Here is a 14,111-nt window from a genome sequence, read left to right as displayed (position 1 = left end):
TGGTAAGAAAGTGTACCGACTTTTTGCTGTCGATTTGTCCGTTTTGGTCGCACTCTGGGCAGCTGATCACTGATCTCGTGCAATTCGCATGATTGCCCTTCTCTCGGCGAGTCCGCTGACTATAATCGGCAGCCACCTTTTCTCCACAGCACCACCTCTTCATCATGACAACACAGCCTTCTTCCGCCCAACGCTACCCCAAGGGATGGTTCGCACTGACCACGGTATACAGTTTTACCGGGCTGGCCATTCTGGCTTCCATCGTCTTCTCCCTGCTGCTGTTTCTCTCCATTGATGACAACCCGCTGATGAAGTGGCTGTTTGGCGGCCTGGCGATCATCTTCGAACTGGGCAAGTTCTATGTCTGGTATGAGTATGGTGAGCGCAAGGCGCGCCGGGATCTCGGCGGTGCCCTCTGGTCGCTGCTGTTCTACAGCGTATTGGCGGCCATCTCCATCGGTGGCAGTATCGGCGGCATCAACAGTGCCACCAACACCATCCTCAACCAGCAGGCTCACCATGAACGGGTTATCGCCCGTTTTGACGAGCAGATCGCCAGCATAGAGCGGCAGATCAAGCTCAACGAGGAGGCGGCCCGCAAATATATCGAGCTGGCACGCATCTCCAGCGGCGTGACCGCCCTGCAGCGTGACAATACTCGCCTGCGCCTGCAACAGGACGAATTGCGCCAGCAGCGCGATGCCAAGCCAGTCAATGAGCAGTCCTCCATGCTGGGCCTGATGAGCAGCCTGGCAGATGGTATGGGGATGAGCATCAGCCAGGTGCAGTTCCTGCTAGTCTGCTTCCTCTCCATCCTGCTGGATGTATTTGGCGCTTTCTTTGTCAGTCTGATTGGCGAGGAAAACCGCTTCCGCCGCCAGTGGCAGCGCCAGCAGGATCAGGAGCGCCGGGAGGCCCAGCAGGCTGTGCAAGTGCCGGCGCCTGTCCAGCCCGAGGTGGTGGCTCAGCCCGAGCCGGCTCCGGCCGTAGTGGAGCGGGTACGTGGTGCCCTGGAGAGCGGCGAGCTCAAGTGCAGCAAGCGCTCGGTGGCCCAGGCGCTGTCATTGTCGCTGGAGGAGGTGGACAGGGTATTCCATCATCTCTTGTCACAAGGGGTGCTGGGGCAGGGGAGCAATCGCCACTATCATCTGCGTACTGAAAACAGCTGAATCCTGTTCAGTCGTACCAGACCAATCCCTCATAGGGGCTCTCCCTGAGAGAGGAAAGTCGGCTCTCAAGGTTGCCAACGTGGATTTCAAGTTGATGGCCGTCAGGGTCTTTCAAGTAGAAGGATTCACCTTCGCTGCGATTGGTTTTCCATTCATCTATGCCCGTCTGGCGTAGGCGGGCACAAAACGCCGAAAAGTGTTCAGAGGCGATGCTGAAGGCAACATGGGTGTAGTCCCTTGCCGGGTGCGGGTGGTCGCAGGAAAGGCAAAGCCACAGTTCGCCCAGTGTTAAATAGGCACCTCTTGTCCAGCGGACACGCGGTTTGAAACCCAGGATTTCGACATAGAAGGCAAGGCTCTTGTCGAGATCTCCTGTTGTCAGGGTCAGATGGTTCAGACCAGTCAGCATTATTCCTCCAGCTCCCTTGTTCGTTCTTGCCCCTAGTGCGTCAGCACCATCATCAGGGCAAGAAATGCTGCCAGCCCGCCACCCAGACCGATGATCCAGTAAAACCCCTTGGCCCCCTGCTTGAGGGGGATGCGAAAGTAGAGCAGAAACGCCCACCAGCCCAGCGCCAGCAACAGGGGAATAAGAAACATTCGAGCCATGGTGTCCTCGCTGTTATTCTGTTGACCCTTGATCAATCAACAGGATGGATTGTGCAATGACGCAACTACAGATTACCGCATTCGGTGACCCCTCGGTACTCAGGCTCAACCCTTCTCTCGACAAGGTGCCGGCAGAAGGGGAAGTGCGGGTGCGCATCTGCTTTGCGGGGGTCAACCCCATCGATGCCAAGACACGCGCCGGCCTCGGCTGGGCGGCGGCCCAGAACAAGGACAAGCTGCCCTGGACGCCGGGCTATGACGTTGCCGGCGTGGTCGAGAAGGTCGGCCCTGGTGTCAGTTCGCTGGTCGAAGGGGATCGGGTGTGCGGCATGGTGGGCTTTCCGCTGCAGGCGGGGGGCTATGCAGAATCCGTGGTGGCTGGTGAAGGGGAGCTGGTCAGGCTCAATGGCGTCAGCCTCAAACAGGGGGCGGCACTACCGCTGGCAGGGCTCACCGCCTGGCAGGGATTGTTCGAGCACGGCGCCCTCAAGGCGGGGCAGCGAGTGCTGATCCTGGCCGGTGCAGGCGGTGTGGGCCATCTGGCGGTGCAGTTTGCCGCCGCTTATGGCGCCGAGGTGGTCGCCACGGCCAGCGGCGACAATCACAGCTTCCTGCACGGTTTGGGTGCCAATACTCTGGTGGATTATCACGATGCCGACTGGGCCGAACAAATAGTGGCCGCGGGCGGCCAGGTCGATCTGGTGCTGGATCTGGTGGGGGGCGAGAGCGGCAAGGCGGCCCTGGCCTGCGTCAAGCCGGGCGGGCGTCTGGTGACGGTGCCGACTATCACGGCTCAGCTGATCAAGGATGCGGGGGCCGAGGCCGGAGTCGAGGTACTCGGCATGCTGGTCCATCCCGACCAGAAACAGCTGGCCCAGATGCTGCTGTTGCTGCGTCAGGGCGAGGTGAAGATCACTGTCGCCGGTGAGTTCCCCCTGGCCGAAGGGGCGCTGGCCCACAGAACCATCGAGGGCGGACACGTGCGCGGCAAGCTGGTATTGCGCATGCCCGCCGCCGACGACTACCCTGCATGAACGATCTGATGGAGATGGGGCTGGGGTGGCTCTTTTTGAGCGCCTTCACCTCGGCCACTCTGCTGCCAGGTGGCTCGGAAGTGCTGCTGGGGGCCATGGCCGCCAAGGGGCAGTGGAGCATGGCCAGTCTGCTCGGGTGGGCGACGCTCGGCAATACCCTGGGCTCCATGACCACCTGGTGGCTCGGCTGGCTCGCCACCTTCAAGAAAAAACCGGAAGATTTTCAAGGCCGTGGGGAACAAAAAGCCCTGGGCTGGCTCAAACAACATGGCCACTGGTGCCTGCTGCTGGCCTGGACGCCTGTGGTCGGTGATGGACTCTGTCTGTTGGCTGGCTGGCTGCGTCTCTCTTTCTGGCGCTCTCTCGTTCTCATCGGGCTCGGCAAGTTGCTGCGTTATACCCTGATTTTTCTGCTGGCCAGGCAGATCTTCTAGCCCTTTTGTCACTCACGAGGTAACCGTGAACAAACTCATTCCATTAAGCATGCTGCTGGGCTTCACTCTGCCGGTGCTGGCAGCGCCAACCCTGGTGTCGGAACAGGTCAAGGAGGAGGGCAAGCTCGCCATCCCCTACCAGATGTACAAGCTCGACAACGGCCTGACCGTGATCCTGGCTCCCGACAAATCCGATCCCCTGGTGCACCTCGACGTCACCTACCACGTGGGTTCGTCGCGAGAGACGGTCGGCAAGTCCGGCTTCGCCCACTTCTTCGAACACATGATGTTCCAGGGCTCGAAAAACGTCGGTGATCAGGAGCACATGCGGATCATCAACGAGGCCGGTGGCGACATGAACGGCACCACCAACCGGGATCGCACCAACTACTACGAGACAGTGCCGGCTAACCAGCTGGAGAAGGTGCTCTGGCTGGAGGCGGATCGCATGGGCTTCCTGCTCGATGCGGTGAGCCAGAAGAAGTTCGAGATCCAGCGTGCCACCGTCAAGAACGAGCGTGCCCAGCGCGTCGACAACCAGCCCTATGGTCTGGTGGGGGAGAAGGTAGGTGAGGCACTTTATCCGCGCACCCATCCCTACTCCTGGCAGCCCATCGGCTATGTGGAGGATCTCGACCGGGTCGACGTGAACGACCTCAAGCAGTTCTTCCTGCGCTGGTATGGCCCGAACAACGCCACCCTGACCCTGGGGGGCGACTTTGATACCAAGCAGGCGCTCGCCTGGATTGAGAAGTACTTCGGCCCCATCCCGCGCGGCCCCGAGGTGGCGGAGCCAACCCCCAAGCCGGTGACCCTGCCCAAGACCCGCTATGTGACGCTCGAGGACAAGGTTCACCTGCCGCTGCTCTACATCAGCTACCCGACGATTGCTCTTGGCGATCCCCAGGAGCCGGCGCTCGACATGTTCGCCGACGTGCTCGGCGGCTCTGCCAGCTCCATGCTCTACCAGTCATTGGTGAAAACCGGCAAGGCGGTCGATGCGGGGGCCTCCCACTACTGCGAAGAGCTGGCCTGTACCCTGACCGTCTACGCCTATCCCAACCCGGCGGTGGATGGCAGCCTCAAGACCCTCAAGGGGGAGGTGGACAAGGTGATCGGCGAGTTTGCCGAGCGCGGCCTCAAGTCCGACGATCTGGAGAAGGCGATCAACAAGTACCGCGCCTCCGCCATCTGGGGGCTGGACAGCGTCTCCGGTAAGGTGAGCCAGCTCGCCATGGGCCAGGTTTTCGCCCGGGATCCCAACTATGTCTTCAAGACCCTGGATGCCATCGGCAAGGTGACGCCCGAGCAAGTCAAGGCGGCCTACGACAAGTTCATCGCGAACAAATCGGCGGTGGTGCTGAGCGTGGTGCCCAAGGGCAAGACGGATTGGCAGGCGGCCGTCCCCAACTTCACCCCCGCCAAGCGCGAGTTGCCGGATTACAGCAAGCATGACAAGGCGCTGGCCGAGCGGCCGGTGAAAGACAGCTTCGATCGCAGCGTCCAGCCCAAGGCGGCGGATGCGGTGAGCGTCAAGGTGCCGGCCATCTGGCGCGGCAAGCTGGACAAGAACATCGAGATCATCGGCACCGAGAGCGACGAGATCCCCGCCGTCTCCATCATGATCGCCCTGCCGGGCGGCATTCGCGCCGAAGAGCAGGGGCAGCTCGGGCTGGCCAATCTGACCGCCGCCATGATGGGGCAGGGGTCGGTACGCCTGACCGAAGCCCAGCTCAGCGACGAGTTGCAAAAGCTTGGCTCCAGCATTGATGTCTCCAGTGCCCAGTACAACACCCTGATCACCATCAGTTCGCTGGCGGACAAGTTGCCCCAGACCATGGCGCTGGTACGCGAGGTGTACGAGCGCCCCGGCATGCGCGAGGCTGACTTCGAGCGGGTCAAGGCGCAACTGCTGCAGGGGATGCAGCAGAGCGAGCAGCAGCCAGAATGGCTGGCGGGCCAGGCGTTCCGCGAACTGGTCTACGGCAAGGAGAACCGCCTCGGCCAGCCAACCGACGGGGTGATCGGCGACGTGGCCAAGCTGACCCTGGCGGACGTGAAGCGCTTCTACCAGACCTACTACAACCCGACCAATGCCAAGGTGGTGGTGGCCGGTGATGTGGGTCGCCAGCAGATCGAGGAGCAACTCGGCTTCCTGACCGAATGGAAGGGGACAGCCCCGACTCTGGGCAGTCTCAAGCTCAAGGGCGAGCAGGCCAAGCCCGGCATCTATCTGGTGGACAAGCCGGGGGCGCCCCAGTCGGTGATCCGCATCGGCCGTCGTGCCTTGCCGTTCGATACCACGGGTGATTACTTCACCGCCGGGCTGATGAACTTCAACCTGGGCGGCAACTTCAACAGCCGCATCAACCTCAACCTGCGGGAAGACAAGGGCTATACCTATGGGGCCAGCTCGGGCTTCTCCGCCAACCGGGAGGTGGGCACCTTCGCCACCGGCGCCAACGTGCGGGCCGATGCAACCGTGGATGCCATCCGCCAGTTCCTCAAGGAGATGGACAACTACCGGGCGAGCGGGCCGACACCGGTCGAACTCGCCTACATGCGCAGCGCCGTCTCCCAGCAGGATGCCCTCTCCTACGAGACCCTCGGCCAGAAGGCAGGTTTCCTGTTGCAGATGATCATGTATGACCTGAAGCCGGACTATGTGCAGGCCCAGAGCAAGCTGATCAAGACGGTGTCGCCCGAGACGCTCAAGGCCAGTGCGGCCCGCTGGCTCGACCCGGCCGACATGGTGATCGTGGTGGTGGGAGACAAGCAAAAGCTTGAAAAACCCCTGAAGGAGCTTCATCTTCCCATCTATCCGCTGCAATTGCCGTAACTGGCACTTCATATCAATAGAGCCGCCCCGGACGGGGCGGCCTCACATGAGCCGAGAATATGACTACAACAAGCTTGTCGCTCACCGAGTTGCTGGGGGCGCTGGGAGCGCCGGAACGCCTGACTGCCCTCAAGGGGATCCGGCGCGGGCTCGAGCGTGAATGTTTGCGCATCACGCCGGAAGGCCGGCTTGCCCAGAGTGATCATCCGCGGGCGCTGGGGTCGGCCCTGACTCACCCCAATATCACCACCGACTACTCCGAGAGCCTGCTGGAGTTCATCACCCCGGCCACCGACTCCATCGACAGCCTGATGGAGCAGCTCGGCGATATTCATCACCATGTGATGCAGCACCTGGGTGACGAGCGGATTTGGCCTCTCTCCATGCCCTGCTTCGTGGGTGGCGAGGAGAGCATCCGGCTGGCCCAGTACGGCAGCTCCAATATCGGGCGGATGAAGACCCTCTACCGTCAGGGGCTCAAGAACCGTTACGGCAGCCTGATGCAGGTGATCGCCGGGGTCCACTTCAACTTCTCCATGCCGGACAGCTTCTGGTGCGAGTGGCAGGAGCTGGAGTGCGCCGGTTGTTGCAGCCAGCGCTTCATCTCCGACAAGTACATGGGGCTTATTCGCAACGTCTACCGTTTCGGCTGGCTGGTACCCTATCTGTTTGGGGCATCTCCGGCCATCTGCGAATCCTTCCTCAAGGGGCGCAAGAGCGCGCTGCCGTTCCAGAAGACCGGCAAGGGCACCCTCTACCTGCCCTACGCCACCGCCCTGCGCCTCTCCGATCTCGGCTATACCAACAGTGCCCAGGCCGGGCTCAAGATCAGCCACGACAGCCTGCCCGCCTATGTGAGCAGCCTGCGCCGAGCCATCAACACCCATGATCCGGACTTTGCCAAGATCGGGGTCAAGGTGGACGGCGAGTACCGCCAGCTCAACGACAACGTGCTGCAGCTGGAGAACGAGCTGTATGCCCCGATCCGTCCCAAGCGCACCCCGCGTAGCGGCGAGAAACCGTCCGACGCGCTGGAGCAGCGCGGCATCGAGTACATCGAGCTGCGCACTGTGGACGTCAACCCCTTCACCCCGCTGGGGATCGAGGCCGATCAGATCCGCTTCTTCGATCTGTTCCTGGTCTGGTGCCTGTTGCGTCCGTCTCCCGTGCTCGTCGAGGAGGAGATCGCCCGCAATCGCCGCAACCAGAACAAGGTGGTGCTGGAGGGGCGTCGCCCCGGCTTGATGCTGGAGGACGAGCAGGGCAACCCCATCGGTCTCAAGGAGTTCGGTCTCAAGCTGTTTGACGAGCTTGCCCAGGTGGCCGAGCTGCTGGATCGCTGCTGCGGCCGTCACCATTACCGCAAGACGCTGGCCGAGCACCGCGAAAAGCTGCTCGACCCCGAGCTGACCTACTCGGCCCGCATCCTCAAAGATCTGCTGGCAAGCGGCGAGGACAACGGCTGTTTTGGCGACAAGCTGGCGACCCGTTACCGGGAGCAGTTGCTGGCGGCCGAGCTGCAATACTGGGATGAGGCCTATTTCGCCGGCGAGGCGAAGGACTCCCTGATCAAGCAGCGGGAGCGGGAGCGCAGCGACAGCCAGTCGTTTGACGACTTCCTGGCCGACTACTTCGGAGCCAGCACGACTGCCGCCTGATATCAGGCACACCAGAAGCCGCTCGATGAGCGGCTTTTTTTATGGGTTAAGGCTTCATGGATTCTGGTTGAGGCAGGCCAGCCAGACGGCGCAGCTGGGTCAGCAGATAATCCCGGTAGAACTGCCCGAACAGCTTGCCGGGCTCGAGGGAGGCGATCACCGTCTGGCGCAGCCGCTCCAGATTGCTGGGCAGGCGGCGCACATGGGTATCGATCCAGACGATGTTGCCGGAAGGGGAGAGCATCAGGTTGCCCAGATGAAGATCCCGGTGATAGTAGCCGTGCTTTGCCAGGTGATAGATATCCTGGGCGAGCCGGTGCAGCAGGGCCAGGCGATCGCTCTCGTCTGCCTGTTTGAAGTAGTGTTCGCCGGAGCTGTGTTCCGCCAGGTAGTGCACCGCCAGGAAGGAGGCGTGGGGGTTGAGCGGGTTGAGGGCGATACCGGCGGCCTTGCAGGGGACAACCTGGAGCCCGGCCTTGCGCAGGCGGCGATTGCTCTGCCACTCGCGCAGGGCGTCGATATGACCGATCAACCGCTTGCTGAGCTGATCCCGGCACCACCAGCCGAGGGTCCAGCGCGGGTACTTGTCTGGCACTATCTTGCACAGGCTGTTGCTGGCGGGATGGAGCCAGAACTGGCTGCTGGCGATGCGCTCCAGACGGCGGGTCTGCTCGGTCTGCTGCAGTGACCAGTGATCCAGTTCGAGCTGGTCATGGAGCAGCAGGTAATAGTGTTTCTTGCCGTGCAAGTCGAGTGTGGTCAGCGTCATGGGATTGGGCGTTGAGCGGGACGATAGGTACCACCCCCGAGGGGATGATGATTATCTGTACCAGTGTGCGACCCTGTTGCTGACCGGAGCTGAATGAACAACAAAAAAGCCGCCCCGGGGAGGGGCGGCTCTTTGTTGGTGCGAAGCGGCGGGATCAGACGTGGTTGTACATTGCCTCGATCTCGTCCTGATACTTGGCCTCGATGATCTTGCGGCGCAGTTTCATGGTCGGGGTCAGCTCCCCCAGCTCCATGGAGAAGGCGCTCGGCAGCAGGGTGAACTTCTTCACCTGCTCGAACTTGGCCAGCTCTTTTTGCAGCTCGTGGATCCGCTCCTCGAAGAAGGTCACCACCTTGGAGTGGCGCAGCAGCTCGGTTTTGCACTGGTACTGCAGGTTGATGGAGCGGGCGTACTCCTCCAGTGACTCGAAGCAGGGCACGATCAGCGCCGAGACGAAGTGGCGGGCATCGGCGACGATGGCGATCTGCTCGATGAAGCGATCCTTGCCGAGGGTCCCTTCTACCAGCTGGGGGGCCACGTACTTGCCGTTGGAGGTCTTCATCAGCTCCTTCAGCCGTTCGGTGAAGTAGATGTTGCCCTCGCCGTCGAGCTCGCCGGCATCGCCGGTGCGCAGGAAGCCATCCTCGGTCATCACCTCGGCAGTGGCCTCGGGTTTGTTGTAGTAGCCGCGCATCACGGTCGGGGAGCGCACCAGCAGCTCGTTGTTCTCGCCGAGTTTCACTTCGATGCCGTTCAGGGCGGTGCCGATGGATCCCAGCTTGAATTGGCTATCCTCATAGCAGCAGACAGTGGCGGTGGTTTCGGTCATGCCGTAGCCGTACTTGAGGTTGAGCCCCATGGCCTGGAAGAAGAGGTTCACGTCATCGGCCAGGCGGGCGCCGGCTACCGGCAGGAAGCGGGTACGACCGCCGAAGCGGGCACGCAGCTTGCGAAATACCAGGCGTTCGGCCAAGGCCAGCTGGGCGTAGAGCCAGGGGGAAGCGGACTTGCCCTGCTGACGGGTGGCAACCATCTGCTTGCCGACCCGGGTAGCCCAGCCAAACAGGGCGCGGCGCAGGCGCGGCGCCTGGGCGACTTTGGCCTGGATCATGGCGTAGGCCTTCTCGTAGAGGCGCGGCACGGCGCACATCACGGTCGGCTTCACCTCGCCGATGACCTCCATCACCTTCTGCGGGTCGCGGATGTAGACGTTTTCGGCACCGCAATAGAGCACGTAATAGGTCCAGGCTCGCTCGAATACATGGCTGAGCGGCAGCATGCACAGGGATACATCCTGCTCATTCAGATCGAGGCGGCTGTTGTGCATTTCGAAGCAGGCGGCGATGTTGGCAAAATCGAGCATGACCCCCTTGGGCTCGCCCGTGGTGCCGGAGGTGTAGATCAGGGTCAGCAGGTCGTCCATCCGGTACTGGCTTTCGCGCTCCCGCAGCGCCTGTTCGCTGGCCTGATGGTTGCCGGAAACCAGGAAAGTCTGGAAGTGGCTGGCCTGCGGGCAGCCACGCAGATCGACTGTGCCATCGAGGGCGACGATCTGGCGGATCTCGCCGGCTTGCAGCAGGGTCAGCGCCTGATCAAACTGGGGCTGCTCACCGACGAACAGCAGGCCGATGTTGGCATCGCGTACTATGTAGCGCAGCTGATCGAGGGTGCTGGTGGGATAGATGGGAACGCTGACGCCGCGGGCGGCAAGGATGCCGAGATCGGCCTGGGTCCACTCCGGCATGTTGCGGGCATAGATGCCGACCATTTCGGTGGGCTGGTGGCCGGCGCGGATCAGCGCCTGGGCGCAGTAGTCCATGGCCTGGCCCAGGGTGCGCCAGCCGATGGCACGCCATTGACCATCCTGCTGAACCCGCAGGGCGGCCTTGTTGCCAAGCTGGGCAATGCGCTCACGCATCAGTCGAACCAGATGAAGCTTCGGCATCAATCAAACATCCTTTAATTACAGTTGTACGCCCGCGAGGGCACTAAAAATCGGGCTAGAGTTTAAACTCGACCATTACGGCTTACAAGTGTTCGCTGTTTGTTCTGGATCACAAAGAGTGCAAATAGCTCTATCTCTGCACAGGGCAGCCGATATAAAAAAAGTGTGTACAGTGGAGGTAACAATATGAATTTATGGCTTAAAGGGGGATTGGCCGCCGGGGTGCTCATGGTGGCGGGGGGCGTCGCCTGGTTCTTCTCGGGCAGTGAAGCGGACAAGGCTGCCAGCGCCTGGTATCAGGGGGATGAGGGCTATCAGAGCGCGCAGCGTCAGGCGCTGTCATCCGGCCAGCCGCTGCTCTATGTACTGGAAACCCCGAAGTGCCGCCGCTGCAAGGCGCTGGATCAGCGTTTCTGGCAGAGCGACGAGATGGTGGGCCCCCTCTCGCGACTGGTGAAGGTGAGGCTCAATCCGGGGAGCGGGGATGGCAGCGAGCAGATCCTGCGCCGCTTCCCCAGGGTGGCGACGCCGCCCGGCATCTACGTACAGCGACCGGGTGAACCCTTGAAGCCCATCAAGCTGGTGGTGGATATCAACCAGATCTGGATGCCGGGCAAGACCTGGCAGCGGGGCTTCTATATGCCGCTCTCGGCGGCAGCCTTCGATGCCGTGCTCGAGACCACCCTGGCCCTGCAGGATCCCGCCCTGGACAATGCCCCGCTGGAGTGATGTCGGGGCTGGGCACAAAAGCCCTGATGTCAGCCGAAGTCGAACAGGCGCGACATCAGGATCGCATCTTCCCGCTCGCTGCCGGTGCCGTAGTAGTCGGCCCGGCGGCAATATTCCGCAAAGCCGGCGCTCTCGTAGAGGCCGATGGCGGCCAGATTGCTGGCGCGCACCTCGAGAAACCAGGCCTCGGCCCCCTTCGCCTTGCTGCGAGCCAGATACTCCTTCAGCAGCGCCCGGCCCAGCCCCTTGCCCTGAAAATCCGGGTGCACGCAGATGTTCATCAGCGAGCTGTCGCCGGCCACCAGATCCGAGATGTAGAAACCGGCCGGGCGGCCATCCACCAGCATCAGACCGTTGAGATAACGGGGGCCAAAGCAGGAGAGCAGGTTGGCCTGACTCCAGGGCTCCTTATGGGCGGCCTGCTCAATGGGATAGACAAGCTCGAAATCGCTCTCGAGCAGGGGACGAAACTCAGCCATGGAAACTCCGAAACTAGGGAAAAATGGCGACAAGCCGCACTGGCACCCGCCGAACCAGGTGGCGTGCCGCTTTTGTAAAATCAGGTAAAAAGAGCGGCATCACTGGGCCGGCTTGCGACAAGATGCCCTCTTATGCCGCCGTCGCGGCCAGTCGTTGACGCAGCTGTTGCCACAGCGCCCGCTTCTGCGTCCCGTTGGGTGCGAGCGGGCAGATCAGGGCGTTGGGCCAGCGGGGATCGCCCTCGGTCAACCAGAGCAGGGGCGGCTCGCCGGCGGGCATCTCCCCAAGCAGTGACACCTCCTCCGGCGTAATGCCGAGCAGCTGGCAGATATCGGCCAGCAGAGTCTGAGCGGGCAGCTGCGGGGCCAGCAGCCAGAGCTTGCCGTCTGGCATGACAGCCTCTTGGGTCTGTTCGCCGCTGGCAGGCTGCGGCTTGGTTGGTTCAGGGGCGCCACCCAGCAAGGCCGGGCGGCGCAACTGCCAGCCTTGAATGCCCATGCGGGCCAACATGCTCTGACGTACGGGATCTTGCATGGGGCGACTCACTCTTGATCTGCGTTGGGGAAAATCGTGCCGGGCAGGGTACACTCGAACGGGTTTTGCTGCACCCTTTGCAGCGTACAGCCTTGGCCCGCGCGGTTTTTTCCTGCCAGAACGGGGTATTTTGCAGCAACCAGGGCCAGAATAAACATCATAACAAGACAAAATCCAAGGGCGAACAAACGGATATCACCCCTTGGCGCCATCATTATCTCAGCTTCGGAATTGTCTCTATGTCGCTTTCAGCTCAAGCCCACGCCGCCGTGCGGTCCATGCCCATCCATGAACGCCTGCCCCGTCTGCTGACCGCCCTCGGCGAGGGGCTCTATGAACGCCAGGATGCCCTGCGGCTCGGTCTGCTGGCTGCTCTCAGCGGCGAGAGCGTGTTTCTGCTGGGGCCCCCCGGCATCGCCAAGAGCCTGATCGCCCGCCGGCTCAAGCTGGCCTTTCACGAGGCCCGCCACTTTGAATACCTGATGACCCGATTCAGCACGCCGGAGGAGGTGTTCGGTCCTCTCTCCATCCAGGCCCTGAAGGAGGATGGCAAGTACCTGCGCCTGACCAATGGCTACCTGCCGGAGGCCGAGGTGGTGTTCCTCGACGAGATCTGGAAGGCAGGTCCCGCCATCCTCAACACCCTGCTCACCGCTATCAACGAGCGGCAGTTTCGCAACGGCGATGGTCAGTACCCCATCCCGATGCGGTTGCTGGTGACCGCCTCCAACGAGCTGCCGGCCCCCGACAGCGGGCTGGAGGCCCTCTACGACCGCATGTTGGTGCGGATCTGGATGGACAGGGTGCAGGAGAAGGCCAACTTTCAGGCGATGCTGGCCAGTGACGGTCACGCCCATCAAAACTTGCCGGCCGCCTTGCAGATCCAGGGGGAGGAGTACCTGCAGTGGCAGAGCCAGATCGAGCAGGTGCGCCTTCCGGAAGCCTGTTTCGAGCTCATCTATCAGCTGCGCCAGCAGCTCGACAGCCAGCTGGCCCATCGCTGCTACGTGTCGGATCGGCGCTGGAAGAAGGCTGTGCGGCTGATCAAGGCGAGCGCTTTTTTCAACGGCCGCGACGAGGTGGCCCCCCTCGATCTGCTGCTGTTCAAGGATTGCCTGTGGCACGACGAGGAGTCCCGCACCGCCCTGCTGGAGATGATGACCGAGTTTTCCCGCCTCTACGGCTATCAGCAGCTGGCCATGACCCGTCAGCTGCTGACCCTGCGGGACAGGTTCAAGCAGCTGAAGCAGCGGGTCGCCCAGCGTCTCTGCTGCAAGGCGCGCCAGCGCAAGCAGTGGTTTGGCCGCCGCGCGCGGGGGATCGAGATCCCCCTGGCCAACGCCAGACCCTTCGGCAAGGCGGTGCACTTCCACCTGCTCACCCCGGCGCCGCTGGATGGTGGCGATCCCGAGCGTCTGACCGAGACTCTGGTGTTCGATCGTACTCTGCTTTCCCACTGGCATCCGACCGGTGAAGCCCTGGCGGGCTATCAGTATGGCAACCCGAAAGAGGGCCACTTTGAGCTGGTGCTGGATGACGAGCTGCGGCTCCACGTGCTGGATATCCAGCGTCAGCAGATCCCGCTGGTGCTGATGGAGCGCAACGCCATCCCCGAGGTGGTGCTGGAACCCTGGCTGCAGGAGCTGGACGAGTTGCAGGCCGAGGTGGCCAAGGTGGTGCAGTCGCTCAAGCAGCAGCGCAGCCTGTTCGAGCGCCATCAGCAGCACCTCTTCATCGGCCAGCGCTGGCTGCAGCAGGTGGAGGACAGCTTCTTCGTGCTGAACCGGGATCTCGAGCAACTCTCCGGCGAGCTGACGCACTGGCGTGAGCGGTTGCCCAGGCTGGACGACTAAGGAGCTCCCATGCTGGAGATTGGCATGCTGGATCTGGGGCTCCTGATGGGGGAAGGGG

Annotated in this window: 14 protein-coding genes; 7 read left to right on the top strand and 7 right to left on the bottom strand. The window is 62.2% G+C overall.

The window, feature by feature from the left end; translation table 11 throughout:
• The first annotated feature begins 164 nt into the window (after nucleotides 1-164).
• Nucleotides 165-1,169 (top strand): hypothetical protein, encoded by a 1,005-nt coding sequence (locus tag BN1123_RS05740; RefSeq protein WP_042025826.1) that lies wholly within the window; start codon nucleotides 165-167, stop codon nucleotides 1,167-1,169.
• A gap of 7 nt (nucleotides 1,170-1,176) precedes the next feature.
• On the opposite strand, the gene fos is transcribed toward BN1123_RS05740, so the two are convergent.
• Nucleotides 1,177-1,578: a fosfomycin resistance glutathione transferase gene (gene fos / locus BN1123_RS05735; RefSeq protein ID WP_042025825.1), complete on the bottom strand. Its 402-nt coding sequence runs from the start codon at nucleotides 1,576-1,578 to the stop codon at nucleotides 1,177-1,179.
• 32 nt (nucleotides 1,579-1,610) lie between these two features.
• Entirely contained in the window at nucleotides 1,611-1,778 is a 168-nt protein-coding gene (locus BN1123_RS21280) for a hypothetical protein (protein WP_167335326.1), read from the bottom strand.
• Between the two features lie 56 nt (nucleotides 1,779-1,834).
• On the opposite strand from BN1123_RS21280, the gene BN1123_RS05730 reads away from it, so the two are divergent.
• The 4 genes from BN1123_RS05730 to gshA are packed head-to-tail and all read left to right on the top strand — an operon-like array spanning nucleotide 1,835 to nucleotide 7,743.
• Nucleotides 1,835-2,812: an NADP-dependent oxidoreductase gene (locus tag BN1123_RS05730; RefSeq protein WP_042025824.1), complete on the top strand. Its 978-nt coding sequence runs from the start codon at nucleotides 1,835-1,837 to the stop codon at nucleotides 2,810-2,812.
• Nucleotides 2,809-3,246: a YqaA family protein gene (locus tag BN1123_RS05725; RefSeq protein ID WP_042025822.1), complete on the top strand. Its 438-nt coding sequence runs from the start codon at nucleotides 2,809-2,811 to the stop codon at nucleotides 3,244-3,246. The genes BN1123_RS05730 and BN1123_RS05725 overlap by 4 nt, the downstream gene beginning before the upstream one ends.
• A 25-nt stretch (nucleotides 3,247-3,271) precedes the next feature.
• Nucleotides 3,272-6,085: a M16 family metallopeptidase gene (locus BN1123_RS05720; protein ID WP_042025821.1), complete on the top strand. Its 2,814-nt coding sequence runs from the start codon at nucleotides 3,272-3,274 to the stop codon at nucleotides 6,083-6,085.
• 59 nt (nucleotides 6,086-6,144) lie between these two features.
• Nucleotides 6,145-7,743 carry a glutamate--cysteine ligase gene (gene gshA, locus BN1123_RS05715; RefSeq protein WP_042025820.1) on the top strand — a complete coding sequence of 533 codons (1,599 nt, stop codon included), beginning with the start codon at nucleotides 6,145-6,147 and terminating at the stop codon, nucleotides 7,741-7,743.
• A gap of 46 nt (nucleotides 7,744-7,789) precedes the next feature.
• Here gshA and BN1123_RS05710 read toward each other — a convergent pair whose 3' ends face one another.
• Nucleotides 7,790-8,512, bottom strand: coding sequence for a lipopolysaccharide kinase InaA family protein (locus tag BN1123_RS05710; RefSeq protein ID WP_042025819.1), 723 nt, complete (start codon nucleotides 8,510-8,512; stop codon nucleotides 7,790-7,792).
• Nucleotides 8,513-8,666: 154 nt separating this feature from the next.
• Nucleotides 8,667-10,457, bottom strand: a complete 1,791-nt coding sequence (locus BN1123_RS05705) for an AMP-dependent synthetase/ligase (protein WP_042025818.1) — start codon at nucleotides 10,455-10,457, stop codon at nucleotides 8,667-8,669.
• A 186-nt stretch (nucleotides 10,458-10,643) separates the two neighbouring features.
• Here BN1123_RS05705 and BN1123_RS05700 point away from each other — a divergent pair, with 186 nt between their 5' ends.
• Nucleotides 10,644-11,186, top strand: a complete 543-nt coding sequence (locus BN1123_RS05700; protein ID WP_042025817.1) for a thioredoxin family protein — start codon at nucleotides 10,644-10,646, stop codon at nucleotides 11,184-11,186.
• A gap of 29 nt (nucleotides 11,187-11,215) precedes the next feature.
• Here BN1123_RS05700 and rimI read toward each other — a convergent pair whose 3' ends face one another.
• The 3 genes from rimI to BN1123_RS05685 all read right to left on the bottom strand — a co-directional run bounded on the left by rimI (nucleotide 11,216) and on the right by BN1123_RS05685 (nucleotide 12,361).
• Nucleotides 11,216-11,665 (bottom strand): ribosomal protein S18-alanine N-acetyltransferase, encoded by a 450-nt coding sequence (gene rimI / locus BN1123_RS05695; protein WP_026456903.1) that lies wholly within the window; start codon nucleotides 11,663-11,665, stop codon nucleotides 11,216-11,218.
• Nucleotides 11,666-11,795: 130 nt separating this feature from the next.
• The gene (locus BN1123_RS05690; protein WP_042025816.1) at nucleotides 11,796-12,200 is read right to left on the bottom strand and encodes a DNA polymerase III subunit psi; all 405 of its coding nucleotides are present in this window, start codon (nucleotides 12,198-12,200) and stop codon (nucleotides 11,796-11,798) included.
• Nucleotides 12,201-12,208: 8 nt separating this feature from the next.
• Nucleotides 12,209-12,361 (bottom strand): hypothetical protein, encoded by a 153-nt coding sequence (locus BN1123_RS05685; RefSeq protein WP_156130393.1) that lies wholly within the window; start codon nucleotides 12,359-12,361, stop codon nucleotides 12,209-12,211.
• Nucleotides 12,362-12,439: 78 nt separating this feature from the next.
• On the opposite strand from BN1123_RS05685, the gene BN1123_RS05680 reads away from it, so the two are divergent.
• A complete protein-coding gene (locus BN1123_RS05680; RefSeq protein ID WP_042025815.1) occupies nucleotides 12,440-14,053 on the top strand; it encodes an ATPase RavA domain-containing protein in 1,614 nt (537 codons plus the stop codon).
• Nucleotides 14,054-14,111 lie beyond the last annotated feature (58 nt).

The organism is Aeromonas enteropelogenes (assembly GCF_000819845.1).
In the GTDB taxonomy this organism is placed as follows: domain Bacteria; phylum Pseudomonadota; class Gammaproteobacteria; order Enterobacterales; family Aeromonadaceae; genus Aeromonas; species Aeromonas enteropelogenes.
The sequence above is the reverse complement of the archived record's forward strand: the minus strand, read 5'-3'. Positions and strand labels throughout refer to the sequence as shown.

Excerpts from the sequence above, each read along its gene's own strand:
- BN1123_RS05740 (WP_042025826.1), top strand. The coding sequence starts at position 165 with ATGACAACACAGCCTTCTTCCGCCCAACGCTACCCCAAGGGATGGTTC.
- fos (WP_042025825.1), bottom strand. The coding sequence starts at position 1,578 with ATGCTGACTGGTCTGAACCATCTGACCCTGACAACAGGAGATCTCGAC.
- BN1123_RS21280 (WP_167335326.1), bottom strand. The coding sequence starts at position 1,778 with ATGGCTCGAATGTTTCTTATTCCCCTGTTGCTGGCGCTGGGCTGGTGG.
- BN1123_RS05730 (WP_042025824.1), top strand. The coding sequence starts at position 1,835 with ATGACGCAACTACAGATTACCGCATTCGGTGACCCCTCGGTACTCAGG.
- BN1123_RS05725 (WP_042025822.1), top strand. The coding sequence starts at position 2,809 with ATGAACGATCTGATGGAGATGGGGCTGGGGTGGCTCTTTTTGAGCGCC.
- gshA (WP_042025820.1), top strand. The coding sequence starts at position 6,145 with ATGACTACAACAAGCTTGTCGCTCACCGAGTTGCTGGGGGCGCTGGGA.
- BN1123_RS05710 (WP_042025819.1), bottom strand. The coding sequence starts at position 8,512 with ATGACGCTGACCACACTCGACTTGCACGGCAAGAAACACTATTACCTG.
- BN1123_RS05705 (WP_042025818.1), bottom strand. The coding sequence starts at position 10,457 with ATGCCGAAGCTTCATCTGGTTCGACTGATGCGTGAGCGCATTGCCCAG.
- BN1123_RS05700 (WP_042025817.1), top strand. The coding sequence starts at position 10,644 with ATGAATTTATGGCTTAAAGGGGGATTGGCCGCCGGGGTGCTCATGGTG.
- rimI (WP_026456903.1), bottom strand. The coding sequence starts at position 11,665 with ATGGCTGAGTTTCGTCCCCTGCTCGAGAGCGATTTCGAGCTTGTCTAT.
- BN1123_RS05690 (WP_042025816.1), bottom strand. The coding sequence starts at position 12,200 with ATGCAAGATCCCGTACGTCAGAGCATGTTGGCCCGCATGGGCATTCAA.
- BN1123_RS05685 (WP_156130393.1), bottom strand. The coding sequence starts at position 12,361 with ATGATGTTTATTCTGGCCCTGGTTGCTGCAAAATACCCCGTTCTGGCA.
- BN1123_RS05680 (WP_042025815.1), top strand. The coding sequence starts at position 12,440 with ATGTCGCTTTCAGCTCAAGCCCACGCCGCCGTGCGGTCCATGCCCATC.